The following is a 14,730-nucleotide window of genomic DNA, read 5'->3' as shown; positions in this document are numbered from 1 at the left end:
TCCCACAGGGCCACAAGAACGGGGCCGCAGCCGTTCAGCCAACGGAAGGCGCGGGCGTGGTCCGCTAACGGGCCGTGAACATCCCCCGATGGACACTGGACCCGTCATCTCCCACAGGACAACGACGATGAGCAAGCTCACCATCATTACCGACCGCGCATTGGAGCTGGTCAGCCAGGCCGGCAGCAACCTCAAGCAGGCGATGCCGAAAAACGCCGACAAGCTGCTGCAGACCGGCGTGGTGCTGGGCGCGGCGAAGACTGGCGCCAAGACCGCGGGCAAGTTCATCCGCCGCAACCCGGTGGTGGCCGTCGCCGCGGCCGCCGGCATTGGCCTGCTGGCCTATGCGGCCTACCGCAAGCGCAAGCGCGACGCCGCCGACGCGCCGATCGAAGGCAAGTCGCGTCGCATCGAAGCGCGCAAGGTCAACGGCACCGGCCGCGCCGGCCGCCGCGCCGCCGCCTCCCGCTCCACCTCGCCCAACCCCTGACGTAGAGCGGAGCTTGCTCCGCTTCACATGGCATTTCCGTCCCGATGACCCAAGCCGGGCAAGCCCGGCTCTACACAAAGCTGTAGAGCGGAGCTTGCTCCGCTGCGCGCGATGTTTCCTTCCCGATGATCCCCAAGCCGAGCAAGCTCGGCTCTACACGGCATCGTAGAGCGGAGCTTGCTCCGCTGCGCGCGGTGTTTCCTTCCCGATGATCCCCAAGCCGAGCAAGCTCGGCTCTACACGGCATCGTAGAGCGGAGCTTGCTCCGCTGCGCGCGATGTTTCCTTCCCGATGACCACCAAGCCGGGCAAGCTCGGCTCTACGTGCGGATTTCCCGCCATTGGCCGGGAGCGAGGTCGCCCAGGGAGACTTCACCCATCGCCACGCGCACCAGTCGCAGGGTCGGCAAGCCGACGGCGGCGGTCATCCGCCGCACCTGCCGGTTGCGGCCTTCGGTGATGCGCACTTCCAGCCAGGCGTCCGGTACGGTCTTGCGGAAGCGCACCGGCGGATCGCGCGGCCACAGCGCCGGCGGCGGATCCAGCCGGCGCACCTCCGCCGGCCGGGTCGGTCCATCGCTCAACACCACCCCGCGCCGCAACGCGTCCAGCTGCGCCTCGTCCGGCGCGCCTTCCACCTGCACCCGGTAGGTCTTGGCCTGCTTGTGGCGGGGATCGGTTAGGCGATGCGCGAGTCCGCCGTCGTCGGTCAGCAGCAGCAGCCCTTCGCTGTCGTGGTCCAGGCGGCCGGCCGCGTATACCCGCGGCGGCAGGCCGAATTCCGCCAGCGTCCGCCGGGGCGGAACGCTGCGGTCGGTGAACTGGCACAGCACGTTGAAGGGTTTATTGAACGCGATCAGCACGGAACAACCGCTTGAATCAGGGCTTCACGAAGCGCAGCGTCATCCGGTCGCTTTCGCCGATGGCCTGGTACTTCGCCGCATCCTTGGCATCGTGGTTGTTGGTCGGCGGCAGCGTCCACACGCCATTGGGATGGTCCTTGGTGTCGCGCGGGTTGGCATTGACCTCGCTCTTGCCGTCCAGGCGGAAACCCGCCGCCTCGGCCAGCGCGATCACCTGCGCCTCGCCGACATAGCCGCTGTTGTCGTCCGCCGGCACGTCGCGCTTGGCGCGATGCTCGACCACGCCCAGCACGCCGCCGGACTTGAGCACGTCGAAGAAGCCCTTGAACATGCCTTCGGCCTGGCCCGCCGAGCGCCAGTTGTGGACGTTGCGGAAGGTCAGCACCAGATCCGCCGAGCCCGGCGCGCCGAACACCGGCGCCGACGGCGAATAGGCCGTCACCCGGACCTTGTCGTACTGGGCGGGGGAGGCGGCGAGCTTCTTTTCCAGTCCGTCCTTGCTGCGCTGCTGGTAATCGCGCCCGCGGCCTTCGGCCACCGCCATCGGATCCACCACCGCCGCCACGTACTGGCCGCGTTCGCGCAGGTACGGCGCCAGGATCTCGGAGTACCAGCCGCCACCGGGCGTGATCTCGACCACGGTCTGATCCGGTTTCAGCCCGAAGAACGTCAGGGTTTCCAGCGGATGGCGGGCATCGTCGCGGGCCACGTTGGCTGGCGCGCGCCAGTTGCCCTTGAGCATCGTGTCGATGCCGGAAGCGGCGTCGGCGGCGGTTGCCGCGGCATCCTGCGCCTGCGCGATCACGGGTGCGCCCAGGGCCAGCAGCACGGCGAGGCAAATCGAATGCGACTTCATCGGGTGTCCTCCGGGGGAAAAGTGCCGCGAGCCTACCATGCGGTCGCGCTGCGGCATGGCTGAATCCATGCCATCGGCGTCGGCGCGCTTATGTGGAATTTACGCAGGACGCCCGTGTCCGGAATGGCCCGTTTACGCCACCGCCGCCTAGGCTGACCGGACTGCGCGCAAGCGCGTCCGGAAGCCAGGCATGAACCTGCTGATCATCGAAGGCCCGCACGCATCATCGGCTGGCCACGCGCCGATGCTGGCGCCGCGGGCCGTGCGCGGCCTGCAATCCCAGGCACGCGCCCGCGGCCACACCGTGTTCCATTGCCATTGCCCCAGCGTGGACGCGCTGCTGACCGGACTGCGTGCCGGCACCAGCCTGGACGCGCGCATGCTGTTGCTGGATTCCGGTGACATCGCCGCCAACGACCCCGGCCTGCCGGCGCTGCGCGAGACCCTGGATCAGCTGTCGATGCCCTACATCGAGGTGCACGACGACAGCGCGCAGGTGCTGGAGACCTATCTGGATCTCCGGCACGCGCCGCTGGCGACGGTCGTGTTCAACCGCGACCGTCACGCCGGCCACACGCTGGCGCTGTCCATCGCCCTGCGCCGGCTGGCCATGCCGGCGAGCGGCGTCTGACCACTTTCCATTCCTCCCTCCCGACGGAGTTCTCCCATGTCGTTACTGCTCATCCGCGGCCCGGAGCGCCGCGCCCATCACAGCGAACCTCCGCCCCCGTTGCCGCCGCAGATCCTGCGCGGACTGGCCGAGCGCGCGGCCGTCGCCGGCAAGACCCTGGCGGTGCGCGTGTGCGCCAACGAAGCTGAGTACCTGCATGCACTGGACAGCGCGCGACGGGCGCACACCGAGCTGTTGCTGCTGGATCCCGGCAGCGCCGCCGGCAGCGCGCGCCTGCATGAGGCGGTGGACCACACCGGGATTCCCTACATCGAAGTGCACGACGACGCCTGCGACGCGCCCGAACCGCGCTTGCCACCCTCGCCGGCCTGCCTCGCGGTCGCCCAGGGCTACCGCGCGCAGAGCTATACGCTGGCGCTGGAAATGGCGCTGGAGCATCTGGGCTGCGCCGAATGCGAGTCCGAACGCCATGTCGGTACCTGAGCGGCTGGCGCCCGAAAGCGGCTACTTCGCCGACTACGAGGTCTACGCGATGGGCGAAGCGGTCGCCTGGGGCCAGATCACCCTGGGCTGCGCCGCCGACGCCGCCAACCGCGATCCCGCGGGGTTGATCCGGCGGCTGCGCCAGGCGGCCGCCGACCAGCATGGCGTGGATCCGGGCGAGGTGCGCCTGCGCCAGGTCTGCCGGCTCTAGCCGGCGCCGTCCTCGGTGCGTCCGTCGATGGGCAGTTCCACGTCCATCAGGGTCGGCTCGTCGGGATCGGCGCGGATGCGGAAGCCCAGCTGCTCGCACATCGCCAGCATGGTGCGGTTGTCGCGCAGCACCTGGCCTTCCACCACCGCCAGCCCCAGCCAGCGCGCGTATTCGATCATGATCCGCATCAGCCGCCAGCCGATGCCGTGGCCCTTGAGATCCGAGCGCACCAGGATGCCGTACTCGCCACGTTCGTAATTGGCGTCGGCGTGCAGGCGCACCGCGCCCAGCATCTGTCCGCTGGCCGGATCCAGCGCCACCAGCGCCATCGAGCGCGCGTAGTCGATCTGGGTCAGGCGGGCGATGAACTCGTGGCTGAAATGGCGCACCGACTGGAAGAAGCGCAGGCGCAGGTCCTCGTCGGTGACATGGGTGAAGAACTCGCGGAACATCGCGTCGTCCTCCGGCCGCACCGGCCGCACGAAGGCGTCGCTGCCGTCGGCCAGGGTGATCGTGCGCTCCCATTCCTTCGGATAGGGGAAGATCGCGAAGCGCGGGTGGCCGCGGCCCTTGTGCAGCTTGCGGCCCGGCGCCACCGCGATGCGCGCGTCCACCGCGATCACGCCGTCGCGATCGGCCAGCAGCGGATTGATGTCCAGCTGGCGGATTTCCGGGATGTCGGCGGCCAGCTGGGCCAGCTTGACCAGCACCAGCGCGATCGCGCGCTCGTCGGCGGCCGGCACGTCGCGATACGCCTTGAGCACCCGCGAGACCCGGGTGCGGCCGATCAGTTCATGCGCCAGGCGCAGATCCAGCGGCGGCAGCGCCAGCGCCTTGTCGTCGATCACGTCCACCGCGGTGCCGCCGCGCCCGAACACGATCACCGGGCCGAACACCTCGTCGTCGGCGATGCCGGCGATCAGCTCGCGTGCCTTCGGCCGCAACAGGGTCGGCTGCACCAGCACGCCGCCGATGCGCGCGTCCGGGCGCGCCGCGCGCGCGCGCTGGAGGATGCCGGCGGCCGCCTCGCGCACCGCGTCGGCGCTGACCAGGTTCAGGCGCACGCCGTCGACATCGGATTTGTGCGGGATGTCCGGCGAAAGAATCTTCACCGCCACCGCCAGGCCCTGCGCGAGCAGCGGCTCGGCCACCCGCGCCGCGTCGTCCGGATCGCGCGCGCGCTGCAACGGCGCGACCGGAATGCCGTAGGCCGCCAGCACGTGCGCGGTCGCCAGCGGATCCAGCCAGTGCTGGCCATCCCTCAATGCCTGCTCCACCAGCGCGCGCGCCGCATCGGTGTCGACCACGAAATCCTCGGGCAGGCTGGGCGGCGTCTCCATCAGCGCCGCCTGCGCTTCGCGGTAGCGGACCAGGTGCATGAAGCCGCCGACCGCGTCGGACTCGGTCGGGTAGTTGGGAATGCGCGCGGCATCGAGCACTTCGGCAGCGGCCGGATCGTGGCCCAGCCAGACCGCGAACACCGGCTTGTGCGGGCCGTGCGCGGGGCGCGCCCGCAGCAGGCGGGTCATCGCTTCGGCGGTCTCCACCGCCGAGGACAACACGGTGGGTACGTTGACCGCCAGCAGGGCGTCGTTCTCCGGATCGTCCAGCAGTGCGGCGATGGTGGCGGCGTAGCGTTCGGCGTCGATGTCGGTCAGCAGATCCACCGGATTGCTGCGCGACCAGCCCGCCGGCAGCATCGCGTCCAGGCGGTCGCGGGTGCCGTCGGACAGCGCGGCCAGGGTGCCGCCCAGTTCGTGCAGGCGGTCCACCGACAGCGCGCCCACGCCGCCGCCGTTGGTCAGGATCGCCAACCGTCGGCCCGGAAACGCGCGCAGGCGTCCCAGGGTTTCGGCGGCGGAAAACAGTTCGTCCAGCGAACGCACCTGCAACAGGCCGGCGCGTCGGAACGCGGCGTCATACACCGCGCGCGGATGCGCCAGGTGCTGCACGTGGGTGCTGTCGGCGGCCGCGCGGCCGCCCGCGGCGGAGGGCAGGCCCGATTTCACCACCACCACCGGCTTGGTGCGCGCCGCCGCGCGCGCGGCCGACATGAACTTGCGCGCGTCCTTGATCGCCTCGACGTAGAGCAGGATGGCGCGGGTGCGGTGATCGGTGGCGAAGTAGTCGAGCAGGTCGGCGAAATCCACGTCCAGCGCGTCACCCAGCGACACCACCGCGGAGAATCCGACCGAGCGGCCGACGCTCCATTCCACCAGTCCGCCGGAAATCGCGCCCGATTGCGAAATCAGCGCCAGATCGCCCGCGCTCGGCAGGTGGCCGGCGAGGCTGGCATTGAGGCGCACGTGTGGGGCGATCACGCCCAGGCAGTTCGGCCCCAGCACGCGCAGGCCCTTCTCGCGCGCGATGGCATCCAGTTGCGCCGCCGGTGAGTCCGGACCCGAACCCATCGCCGCGGTCAGCACCGCGACCGCGCCGGCGCCGCACTCGGCCGCCTCGCGGGCGATGCCCGGCACCGTGGCCGGCGGGGTGGCGATCACCACCAGATCCGGCTTCCACGGCAGGTCCCGCAGGCGCCGGGCGGTGGTCACGCCGTCGATGGTGGCCGGATGCAGGTTGACCAGGCCGATCGGTCCGCCGAAACCGGCTTCCAGCAGGTTGTTGATCACCGCGCGTCCGACCGAACGCGGCCGCGACCGGCTGCCGACCACCGCCACCGAGGTGGGCCGGAAGATGGATTGCAGGCGGTAGGTGCTCATCGCGGACCGGAAAGACGGGAGGCGCGACAAAGGTAACGCGCTGGCCGTCAGCGGGCCATGATCAGGTCGCTGGCGATCTTCGGAACTGGCGGGGACAATTGTCGCTTCGGGAAGCCCCGCCTCCCCGTGTCGATACCGTAACAAGGGGTCAGGGAGTGGCGAAGCACTCCGGTCCCCACTGGGTTTGGAGTAGCAGATGAAGCGTCTTGCAATGGCGGGTCATGTCCCGGGCATCGCGGAATGCCGACATCTGTTCGAGTTCGTCCGCCATCTCCTCCACCACCGGCAGCGCGTCGGGGGCGCGCCGGGTCATGCAGGCGCGATGCCGCGCGATCAGCACGTCGCAGTTCGGGACGCCGGTGAGCGGTGGAACCTTCGCGACCTCGGTTTCCTCGTGCAGATCCGCGAACGGCACCATCGCCATCTGCAGCGCGTACAGGACGCTGATGAAATCGCGGTCAGGGTCGTACCAGGGACCATCGGCGGTCGCGGCGGATAGCGTGAAGGTGCCCTCGACCCGGCTGTTGCGAGGACCCTTCAGTGCGGCGATGTACGTATTGGCGAAGGCCTCCATCCGCTCCGGCGAGGGCTCGTTCATGGCGGCCTGGAAAGCTTCGTGCGTGCGGGAGACATCCGGAACAAGACAGGTGTAGGCGAAGGTCGCGACCTTTCCCTCGGCAGGCTCGCCGGGACTGGTGATGGTGACGTCCCCGACCGTGCAGGCCACGCTGGTGAAAGTATCGTACAGAGGGGCGGATATCAGCTGCATGGACTGCATGATCTTCTTTTCCACCGGATCCTCGCCGCTTCCCGCGACCTCGGCCTGAGTCGGGAATCCGGGTACGCCGCCGGAGCGAACCAGTGCCGCCATCGCGGCGACGTCTTCCGGTTTGGGGACGATACCGGCGCCATACCGGGGTTCGATTGCGTCCTGGAGCGTTCTGGCGGCTTCCGTGTCGAAACGGAGGAAGGTGCGGATATAGAGCTGGAAGGTTTCCGCTGGCGATGGCGGTACCGCGTCCTTGGCCGCAAGCGGCCATGCGGCGACCATCAGAATGGAAAGCAGGATTCGGGGAATGAGTCGCACGATGCCGTTACCGGTGAAGGAACCGGAGACGTTAGGCGGCCCGGGCGGGATCTCCCATAGGACGTGTCCGAATGTCGAGCCGCACCGCCGCAGGGAAATGGACGCGATCGTGGAAGCCCGCGCGTAGCGGCTCAGACGAAGCTCAGGCCAGTTTCAACGCGTCCGGATACGGCGGCGTGTCCGGATAGTCGCCGGCGGCCAGCCGCGCCTGCAGATCGCGCCACCAGCCGGCGCCGAACAGATCGCCATGCGCCGCGCGCAATGCGCTCGCCTGCGGCGCGGGCAGGCCGAGGAACTGCGGGAAGCGTTCCGGAAACACGTCGCCAGGACCAACGTAGAACCACGGCCCGTCGGCCATTTCCTCCTCATAACAGGTGGGTTGCGGCCAGTCGCGGAAGTGGCAGTCGGTGACCAGGCACAGCTCGTCGTAGTCGTAGAACACCGCGCGGCCGTGCCGCGACACGCCGAAATTCTTCAGCAGCATGTCGCCGGGGAAGATGTTGTTGCGCGCCATGTCCTTGATCGCCTGGCCGTAGTCGATGGCGGCGGCGAGCGCGGCCTCGGGCTTCTGCTCGCGCAGGTACAGGTTGAGCGGGCGCAACCGCCGTTGCACGTAGCACAGGTGGATGATCAGGTCGTCGCCGTCCTCGGTGATGCCGTGACCGCAGGTGGACCGCAGTTCCTCCAGCAGGGCAGGCGCGAAACGCGCGCGCGGGAAGCGCAGGAAACGGTAGGGCTGGGTGTCCAGCAGGCGACCGACGCGATCCAGGTGGAACACCAGGTTGTAGCGGTCCTCCACGTCCTTGCGGCTGACTTCCTTGGGATAGGCGAAACGGTCGCGGATGATCTTGAACACCAGCGGATAGCTGGGCAGGGTGAACACCGCCATCACCATGCCCGGGGTGCCCTCGGCCTGCACCAGCTGCTCGCCGGCCTGGGTGTCGAAGTGATGGAAGAAGGTGCGGAAGCGTTCGGTCTTGCCCTGCTTGGCCCGGCCCAGCACCGTGTAGATCTCGTCGATCGGCTTGCCCGGCAGCAGCGAGCGCAGGAACACCACCGCGTCGCCGACGGTGGACAGGTCCGCGTGGAAATAGCTGCGCGAGGTGCCGAACAGGTGCGCGACGTCGCCACGCCGGGTCAGCACCGCCTCGGCCTTCAGCTTGCCGCCGTCGTTGACCAGCGCGATCACGCAGGGCGAGAAGCGGTGCTCGCCGAACACCCGGCCGATCAGGTAGGCGCGGCGCTCGCGGTAGAACACCGTGTCCAGCAGTTCGATCCCGCGCACCGGGTTCTCGCCCCAGTGCGCCAGATCGTCCTGCAGGCGGATGGCAATCGAGGCCGCGCAGCGGGTGCGGTGTGCGTAGGGAATATCGAAGCGATAATCGCCCAGCACCCGCACGAAGGTGTCGGTGGGGCGCTGCTCGGACACCGCGTAGCTGTGCCGCGCGACCGGATGGGTGATGGCGTCGGTCGGTTCGACGTCCATCGCGATGAACTCGATCGACGGATCCACGCCGCGGGTCTTGAAGAAGCGCCGGGTCAGGGTGTTGTAGAAGGTCTTGTACAGCTCGCGGTCGATCAGATCCGCGATCAGCCGGTCGTAGCCGTCGCGCACCGCCGACCACAGGGTACGGTCATGCGCGTGATCCAGCAGCGCCGCCTGCAGGCGCAGCGCGCATTCGGCGATGCATTCGTCGTACAGCTCGATGCGCTCGACCGCATCGGCGCGCGCGCCGGCCCAGTCCATGGTCTCGAACCGATGCCGCGCGCGCTGGGTGATCTCGGCGAAGCGCGCGTGATAGTCGGCGAACGCATCGTGGATGAGCGTGGCGATGACGGTCGGCTGGATCATGCGTCCACCCGCGCCTGGTCCAGCACCCATTTGCGCACGGTCTGGAAATCCGGATGCGCCAGGCTGCGCTCCGGATAGACCAGGTAGTGGGCGAAATCGGCCTGCAGGCATTTGCCGGTCAGCGGTACCAGCCGGCCCGCCTTGATCAGCGGTTCGGCGAGGGTGAGCCGCGCCAACGCCACCCCCATGCCCTGCGCGGCGGCCTGGTGCAGGGTCTCGGTGTCGTCGAACTGGGCCACGAACCGGCGCGGCACCTCGCCGCCGAACTCGGCGAACCATTCCTTCCAGCGATCGGAGGGATCGCCCAGCAGCGGCAGGCTGCCGATGCGCGTGAGCGCGGGCTTGCCGTGGCGCTTGAGGAAGGCCGGGCTGGCGACCGGTTGGATCCATTCGTGGAACAGCAGTTCCGAGCGGACGCCGGGCCAGCGCCCGCCGCCCAGCCGCAGCGCCACGTCGACCGGTTCGCGATCGAAATCCACCACGTGGGTGCTCGACTGCAGGTTCAGGCCGAGCTCCGGATTGGCGGCCAGGAAATCGGGCAGGCGCGGCACCAGCCAGGCGGTGGCCATCGACGGGATCAGGCTCAGGGTGATGACGTGGTCGTTGCGCGCCGACATCCGTTGCAGCGCGTGGCCGATCGCATCCAGCGGCGTGGCCACCGCGTCGAACAGGCGCTGGCCCTCCGGAGTCAGTTCGACCCCGCGCGGTCCACGCGCCAGCAGCTTGTGGCCTACCCGTTCCTCCAGCAATCGCATCCGATGGCTGAGCGCGCTCACCGTCAGGTGCATGGCCTCGGCCGCGCGGGTCAGGTTCTTCAACCGCGCGGCGGTGACGAAGGCGTCGATCTGGTCCAGCGGCAAACGGCTCATGCGGATTGGTCCATGTTGAACCCGGCTCAAGGCTGGCTTGCGGAGGTTTCGCTTTTTCTGCAATCAGGATGAGCCTAACTTGGTTCCTGTTCAAGCCGGACGTCCCGGCGGCAGGAGAATCCCATGCGTACCGAAACGAAACATTCGTGGTGGCGTGAACTGGGCGCCGTCAGCCAGGGCATGCTGTTCCTAGATGGTCACATCGCCAGTACCGAAGCGCTCCGCACGGGCGACGGCGAGCAGCGCCCGGCGCGGCGGCCGGTCCCGCCCGGACGCCACGAGCGTGCCCTGCGGGTACTGCACGCCCGTCGGCGACGCGAGATGACCGCGCTGTCGTTGTTCCGGTGAGCCCGCGGCACCGGCTCGGGAGCGCACTTTTCCACCTCCCCTTTGATCAGCCAGTCGGCTGTTGAAAGCCAAAGGGGAACCAGGGCAGATTTGCCTTTGGCGCGAAGAGCCAATCCCCCGTCGCCTTCGGCGCCCGCCCCCTTTTTCAAAGGGGGCATACGAGCAACCCCGACGCTCGGAAACCGGCTTTGCCTCCCCCTTTGAAAAAGGGGGACCGAGGGGGATTTGCTTTTGGCGCGAAGAGCCAATCCCCCGTCGCCTTCGGCGCCCGCCCCCTTTTTCAAAGGGGCATACGAGCAACCCCGACGCTCGGAAACCGGCTTTGCCTCCCCCTTTGAAAAAGGGGGACCGAGGGGGATTTGCCTTTGGCGCGGAGTTGCGGGAATCGCCCCCCAAAAAGAAGACGCCCGGCGCGAGGCCGGGCGTCTGCGACATCAACCGCGGATCACCACCCTCACAGGTGCTTGATGATCTCGTCGGCGAACTCGCTGCACTTCACTTCGGTGGCGCCGTCCATCAGGCGGGCGAAGTCGTAGGTCACGCGCTTGCTGGCGATGGCCTTGTTGACGCCGTCGATGATCTTGTCGGCGGCTTCGGTCCAGCCCATGTAGCGCAGCATCATCTCGCCGGACAGGATCACCGAACCCGGGTTCACCTTGTCCAGATCGGCGTACTTGGGCGCGGTGCCGTGGGTCGCCTCGAACACCGCGTGGCCGGTCACGTAGTTGATGTTGGCGCCCGGCGCGATGCCGATGCCGCCGACCTGCGCGGCCAGCGCGTCGGACAGGTAGTCACCGTTGAGGTTGAGCGTGGCGGACACGTCGTACTCGCGCGGACGCAGCAGGATCTGCTGCAGGAACGCGTCGGCGATGGCGTCCTTGATGACGATGCCCGCGCCCGGCTTGCCTTCCGGAATCACGTGCCACGGACCGCCGTCCAGCTCCACCGCGCCGAAGTAGTCGCGCGCCACCTGGTAGCCCCAGTCACGGAAGCCACCTTCGGTGAACTTCATGATGTTGCCCTTGTGCACCAGCGTGACCGACTTGCGGCCGTTGTCGATGGCGTACTGGATGGCGCTGTGGACCAGGCGCTCGGTGCCCAGGCGGCTGACCGGCTTGATGCCCAGGCCGACGTCCACGCCCACCTCGCGGTGCGGGGCGCCGATGCCTTCCAGCGCCTGCTGCCACTCGTTGGCCTTTTCCTGGGTGCCGAAGCGGATCTTGCCGAACGCCTGCGGGAATTCCTTGGCCAGGAAGTCCAGCACCTTCTGCGACTCGGCGCTGCCGCCGGCCCATTCGATGCCGGCGTAGATGTCCTCGGTGTTCTCGCGGAAGATCACCATGTCGACGTCGCCCGGCTTCTTGACCGGCGAGGGCACGCCCTCGAACCAGCGCACCGGGCGCAGGCAGACGTACAGGTCCAGCATCTGGCGCAGCGCCACGTTGAGCGAGCGGATGCCGCCGCCGACCGGCGTGGTCAGCGGGCCCTTGATCGAGACCAGGTAGTCGCGGCAGGCCTGCACGGTCGAATCCGGCAGCCAGGTGCCGAACTGGTTGTTAGATTTCTCGCCGGCGAACACTTCCAGCCAATGGATCTTCTTGGCGCCGCCGTAGGCTTTTTCCACCGCCGCGTCGAGCACGCGGACGCTGGCGCGCCAGATGTCCGGACCGGTGCCGTCACCCTCGATGAAGGGAATGATCGGATGGTTGGGGACATTGAGCTTGCCGCCGGAGATGGTGATCTTCTCACCGCCGGGGGGCGGGGTGAGGACAGGTTCTGCCATGGAACTGCTCCCGGTTGAGATGGCACGCGGCGGACCGCGCGCGGGGGTGAACAAAAAGGGTCCAGCAAAGGTGTGGGGTACGACGGGTGAAGCGGACCCCCATTGTCGCGGTTTATGCAGTCATGGGCAAAACCCGGATCACCATGGCCCGGCGTATGGCCCGCGGCATGGTGGGAGGCCGCAAAAAAAAGCGGGCGCGATTCGCATCGCGCCCGAGCTTGCCCACCAGGGTGGGAGAGAGGGTGGGATTACTTGACTTCGATTTCCTGGGTCATGCCGACGGCCTGCCCGTCCAAGGTCACGTCGACCTTGTACTTGCCGGCGGGCCAGGGATTGGCATTGGTGAATTCGATGTTCGTGGTGCCAGCATCCTCGGCCTTGATGGCTTGAGTCTTCTGGCCGGCAACCTGCCCGTCCTGGTAGGTCAACTTGGCATCGATATTGGCATTGGCCGGCGTGTTCGCATCGGTCTTCACCGAAACGATGATCTTGTCCTTCGGGGTGAAGGTGGAAACGGCGGCCACCGACTTGTCGGCGGCTGCGGTGTTGCCCACGGTCACGCTGGTGGCGCTCACCGGAGCGGGAGCGGGTTCGGCCGGAGCGGGCGCGGGTGCCGGAGCCGGTTCGGTCGCGGCCGGCGGCGGGGCTACCGGTTCTTCCTTCTTCTTGCAGGCGGCCAAGGCCACGGTGCCGGCCAGCGCGATCATCAGGGCATAGGAAATGCGGTTCTGCTTCATGGTGTCAGTCCTTGTGTCAGCCGTTGAATGGTCGGTAGGGTGAGCGCGCGGTCAGGCGATGCTGTCCTTGGGAGGCAGCTTGATCACCTGGCCCGGGAAGATCCGATCCGGATCCTCGATGACGTCGCGATTGGCCTCGAAGATATGCTTCCAGGCGTTGGCATTGCCGTAGTGTTCCTTGGCGATCTTGGAGAGCGTGTCGCCCTTCTCGATCGTGTAGCTCTGTTCGCCGACCAGTTCCTCGGTGCTGTCCACGCGTGCGGTGACACCGGAGAAGTCAGCCTTCTCCACGAGTTGCTCGGTGGAATCCACCTTCGCGGTGACGCCCGAAAAATCCGCTTTCTTCTCGTTGCTCATACACAACCGTCCTTCCGTGCAGGATGTTGGGACGAGCTAGCCTTGCATGCGCCCTGTTAAGAAATCATGGCATTGGCGTGAAGACCGGCGTGGCCTTCAGCCAGCGGCTATTGACGCGGTTCACGTTGCGCCGGAAGCGCGGTTACGCCGGGGGTGGCGCGCCAGGGATTGATATCCAGGCCCCCGCGGCGGGTATAGCGCGCTTCCACCGACAGCCATTGCGGCGAGCAATGCGTCATCAAATCGCAATGAATGCGTTCGACGCATTGCTCGTGGAACTCGGCGTGATCACGGAAGCCGACCAGATAGCGCAGCAGCTCGGCGCGATCGATGCGCGGCCCCGCGTAGCGGATGACCACGGTGGCCCAGTCGGGCTGGCCGGTGACCGGGCAGTTGGACTTGAGCAGCGCCGACACCAGGGTTTCCTCCACCAGCACGGTGCCGTCGATCAGCAGTCCCTCCGGACGCGGCGGACCGTAGTGATCAATCTCCACGTCCAGGTCGTCCAGCGACTCGCCCTCGATCGTTTCGATCATCGGCGGCAACCCGAACGCCACCGTCACGTCGGCGCCGGCGCGCGCCGACAGATCCGTGCGGATGCATTCGAGCACCGCGGCATCGCTGTTGAAGCGGGTGGCGTTGAGCGAATTGAGGAACAGCTTGAGCGACTTGGATTCGATCAGGTTCGGCGAATCGCACGGCACGGTGAAGGTCGCGGTGGCGACCCGCGGCTTGCCGCGCGCGTCCAGCCAGCTCAGCTCGTAGGCGTGCCAGCGGTCGTGTCCGGAGAAGGGCAATGCATCTTCGGCGATGCCAATCTCGGCGCGCGCCTGGCGGCGTGGAATCGGGAACAGCAGGCTGGGATCGTAGTGATCCGGATAGGCGACCTCGCGCCCCAGCAGGGAATCTTCAGGCTTGCTCATGGTGTTAGTTTAGTCCCGTCCGCCTGTACGCCAGGCTGTCCTGGAGAACGCCATGGAAAGCAACGGAGCGCGTCGCGGCATCGTCGTCTCCACGTTGGCCGGCCTGCTGGCCGCCTGCGCACAGCCACCGGCGACTTCTCCGTCGCCTTCCGCGGGGGCCACACCGGCCATGCCGGCCGGCGAGACCAGCACCGAGGCGCGGGAACTGGCGGTGGGCGGCTTCCTCGACCTCGCCTTGCCGGCCAACGCCAGCACCGGCTATGGCTGGGAACTCATCGAGACCGGCGCGCCGGTATTGCGCCGGGTCGACCCGCCTCCCGTTGCCGAGGCCGCGCCCGCGTCGCCGCCGATGCCCGGCGCCGGCGGCGTGTCGCGCTGGCGCTTCGTCGCCGAACGCGCGGGCACCGCGCAGCTGCGGCTGGTCTATCGGCGTTCGTGGGAAAAGGAGGTGCCGCCGGCGCGCGAGGCGCGCTACCGGGTGACGGTCACGGCGGCCGTGGACGGAGCCGACGGGGACTGAA

Annotated in this window: 16 protein-coding genes; 6 read left to right on the top strand and 10 right to left on the bottom strand. The window is 68.0% G+C overall.

Annotated elements, in window-relative coordinates; translation table 11 throughout:
* Window positions 1–127 precede the first annotated feature (127 nt).
* Entirely contained in the window at window positions 128–490 is a 363-nt protein-coding gene (locus FHW78_RS10120) for a hypothetical protein (RefSeq protein WP_225562375.1), read from the top strand.
* A gap of 319 nt (window positions 491–809) precedes the next feature.
* Here FHW78_RS10120 and FHW78_RS10115 read toward each other — a convergent pair whose 3' ends face one another.
* Window positions 810–1,352, bottom strand: coding sequence for a pseudouridine synthase (locus FHW78_RS10115; protein ID WP_183639809.1), 543 nt, complete (start codon window positions 1,350–1,352; stop codon window positions 810–812).
* A 16-nt stretch (window positions 1,353–1,368) separates the two neighbouring features.
* Window positions 1,369–2,247 (bottom strand): class I SAM-dependent methyltransferase, encoded by an 879-nt coding sequence (locus tag FHW78_RS10110; RefSeq protein ID WP_183641314.1) that lies wholly within the window; start codon window positions 2,245–2,247, stop codon window positions 1,369–1,371.
* 151 nt (window positions 2,248–2,398) lie between these two features.
* On the opposite strand from FHW78_RS10110, the gene FHW78_RS10105 reads away from it, so the two are divergent.
* Genes FHW78_RS10105 through FHW78_RS10095 form a run of 3 tightly spaced genes read left to right on the top strand, consistent with a single transcriptional unit; the run spans window position 2,399 to window position 3,533 of the window.
* Window positions 2,399–2,839 (top strand): hypothetical protein, encoded by a 441-nt coding sequence (locus tag FHW78_RS10105; protein ID WP_183639807.1) that lies wholly within the window; start codon window positions 2,399–2,401, stop codon window positions 2,837–2,839.
* Between the two features lie 36 nt (window positions 2,840–2,875).
* Entirely contained in the window at window positions 2,876–3,322 is a 447-nt protein-coding gene (locus tag FHW78_RS10100; protein ID WP_183639805.1) for a type II 3-dehydroquinate dehydratase, read from the top strand.
* Entirely contained in the window at window positions 3,309–3,533 is a 225-nt protein-coding gene (locus FHW78_RS10095) for a hypothetical protein (protein ID WP_183639803.1), read from the top strand. The genes FHW78_RS10100 and FHW78_RS10095 overlap by 14 nt, the downstream gene beginning before the upstream one ends.
* On the opposite strand, the gene FHW78_RS10090 is transcribed toward FHW78_RS10095, so the two are convergent.
* The 4 genes from FHW78_RS10090 to FHW78_RS10075 all read right to left on the bottom strand — a co-directional run bounded on the left by FHW78_RS10090 (window position 3,530) and on the right by FHW78_RS10075 (window position 10,061).
* The gene (locus FHW78_RS10090; protein ID WP_183639801.1) at window positions 3,530–6,253 is read right to left on the bottom strand and encodes a bifunctional acetate--CoA ligase family protein/GNAT family N-acetyltransferase; all 2,724 of its coding nucleotides are present in this window, start codon (window positions 6,251–6,253) and stop codon (window positions 3,530–3,532) included. The genes FHW78_RS10095 and FHW78_RS10090 overlap by 4 nt on opposite strands.
* A gap of 148 nt (window positions 6,254–6,401) precedes the next feature.
* Window positions 6,402–7,340 carry a hypothetical protein gene (locus FHW78_RS10085; protein WP_183639799.1) on the bottom strand — a complete coding sequence of 313 codons (939 nt, stop codon included), beginning with the start codon at window positions 7,338–7,340 and terminating at the stop codon, window positions 6,402–6,404.
* Between the two features lie 142 nt (window positions 7,341–7,482).
* Window positions 7,483–9,222 (bottom strand): bifunctional isocitrate dehydrogenase kinase/phosphatase, encoded by a 1,740-nt coding sequence (gene aceK / locus FHW78_RS10080; protein WP_255443182.1) that lies wholly within the window; start codon window positions 9,220–9,222, stop codon window positions 7,483–7,485.
* A complete protein-coding gene (locus tag FHW78_RS10075) occupies window positions 9,189–10,061 on the bottom strand; it encodes a LysR substrate-binding domain-containing protein (protein ID WP_183639795.1) in 873 nt (290 codons plus the stop codon). The genes aceK and FHW78_RS10075 overlap by 34 nt, the downstream gene beginning before the upstream one ends.
* Before the next feature lie 123 nt (window positions 10,062–10,184).
* On the opposite strand from FHW78_RS10075, the gene FHW78_RS10070 reads away from it, so the two are divergent.
* On the top strand, window positions 10,185–10,409 hold the full coding sequence (locus FHW78_RS10070; RefSeq protein ID WP_183639793.1) for a hypothetical protein: 225 nt from the start codon (window positions 10,185–10,187) through the stop codon (window positions 10,407–10,409).
* A gap of 454 nt (window positions 10,410–10,863) precedes the next feature.
* On the opposite strand, the gene icd is transcribed toward FHW78_RS10070, so the two are convergent.
* The 4 genes from icd to queF form a co-directional block, all read right to left on the bottom strand.
* Entirely contained in the window at window positions 10,864–12,192 is a 1,329-nt protein-coding gene (gene icd, locus FHW78_RS10065; RefSeq protein ID WP_183639791.1) for an isocitrate dehydrogenase (NADP(+)), read from the bottom strand.
* 248 nt (window positions 12,193–12,440) lie between these two features.
* On the bottom strand, window positions 12,441–12,929 hold the full coding sequence (locus FHW78_RS10060) for a hypothetical protein (RefSeq protein ID WP_183639790.1): 489 nt from the start codon (window positions 12,927–12,929) through the stop codon (window positions 12,441–12,443).
* A gap of 51 nt (window positions 12,930–12,980) precedes the next feature.
* Window positions 12,981–13,286, bottom strand: coding sequence for a LysM peptidoglycan-binding domain-containing protein (locus FHW78_RS10055; RefSeq protein WP_183639788.1), 306 nt, complete (start codon window positions 13,284–13,286; stop codon window positions 12,981–12,983).
* Window positions 13,287–13,393: 107 nt separating this feature from the next.
* Window positions 13,394–14,209 carry an NADPH-dependent 7-cyano-7-deazaguanine reductase QueF gene (gene queF / locus FHW78_RS10050; RefSeq protein ID WP_183639786.1) on the bottom strand — a complete coding sequence of 272 codons (816 nt, stop codon included), beginning with the start codon at window positions 14,207–14,209 and terminating at the stop codon, window positions 13,394–13,396.
* 52 nt (window positions 14,210–14,261) lie between these two features.
* Here queF and FHW78_RS10045 point away from each other — a divergent pair, with 52 nt between their 5' ends.
* On the top strand, window positions 14,262–14,729 hold the full coding sequence (locus tag FHW78_RS10045; protein ID WP_183639783.1) for a protease inhibitor I42 family protein: 468 nt from the start codon (window positions 14,262–14,264) through the stop codon (window positions 14,727–14,729).
* Window position 14,730: the final 1 nt, after the last annotated feature.

The organism is Pseudoxanthomonas sp. OG2, from assembly GCF_014192765.1.
Classification (GTDB): Bacteria; Pseudomonadota; Gammaproteobacteria; order Xanthomonadales; family Xanthomonadaceae; genus Pseudoxanthomonas_A; species Pseudoxanthomonas_A beigongshangi.
This window is presented reverse-complemented; position numbering and strand designations above follow the sequence as displayed.

Coding starts and splice junctions, on each gene's coding strand:
- FHW78_RS10105 (WP_183639807.1), top strand. CDS start 2,399: ATGAACCTGCTGATCATCGAAGGCCCGCACGCATCATCGGCTGGCCAC.
- icd (WP_183639791.1), bottom strand. CDS start 12,192: ATGGCAGAACCTGTCCTCACCCCGCCCCCCGGCGGTGAGAAGATCACC.
- FHW78_RS10045 (WP_183639783.1), top strand. CDS start 14,262: ATGGAAAGCAACGGAGCGCGTCGCGGCATCGTCGTCTCCACGTTGGCC.
- FHW78_RS10060 (WP_183639790.1), bottom strand. CDS start 12,929: ATGAAGCAGAACCGCATTTCCTATGCCCTGATGATCGCGCTGGCCGGC.
- FHW78_RS10100 (WP_183639805.1), top strand. CDS start 2,876: ATGTCGTTACTGCTCATCCGCGGCCCGGAGCGCCGCGCCCATCACAGC.
- FHW78_RS10110 (WP_183641314.1), bottom strand. CDS start 2,247: ATGGTAGGCTCGCGGCACTTTTCCCCCGGAGGACACCCGATGAAGTCG.
- FHW78_RS10055 (WP_183639788.1), bottom strand. CDS start 13,286: ATGAGCAACGAGAAGAAAGCGGATTTTTCGGGCGTCACCGCGAAGGTG.
- FHW78_RS10120 (WP_225562375.1), top strand. CDS start 128: ATGAGCAAGCTCACCATCATTACCGACCGCGCATTGGAGCTGGTCAGC.
- FHW78_RS10075 (WP_183639795.1), bottom strand. CDS start 10,061: ATGAGCCGTTTGCCGCTGGACCAGATCGACGCCTTCGTCACCGCCGCG.
- FHW78_RS10095 (WP_183639803.1), top strand. CDS start 3,309: ATGTCGGTACCTGAGCGGCTGGCGCCCGAAAGCGGCTACTTCGCCGAC.
- FHW78_RS10090 (WP_183639801.1), bottom strand. CDS start 6,253: ATGAGCACCTACCGCCTGCAATCCATCTTCCGGCCCACCTCGGTGGCG.
- queF (WP_183639786.1), bottom strand. CDS start 14,209: ATGAGCAAGCCTGAAGATTCCCTGCTGGGGCGCGAGGTCGCCTATCCG.
- aceK (WP_255443182.1), bottom strand. CDS start 9,222: ATGGGTGCTGGACCAGGCGCGGGTGGACGCATGATCCAGCCGACCGTC.
- FHW78_RS10070 (WP_183639793.1), top strand. CDS start 10,185: ATGCGTACCGAAACGAAACATTCGTGGTGGCGTGAACTGGGCGCCGTC.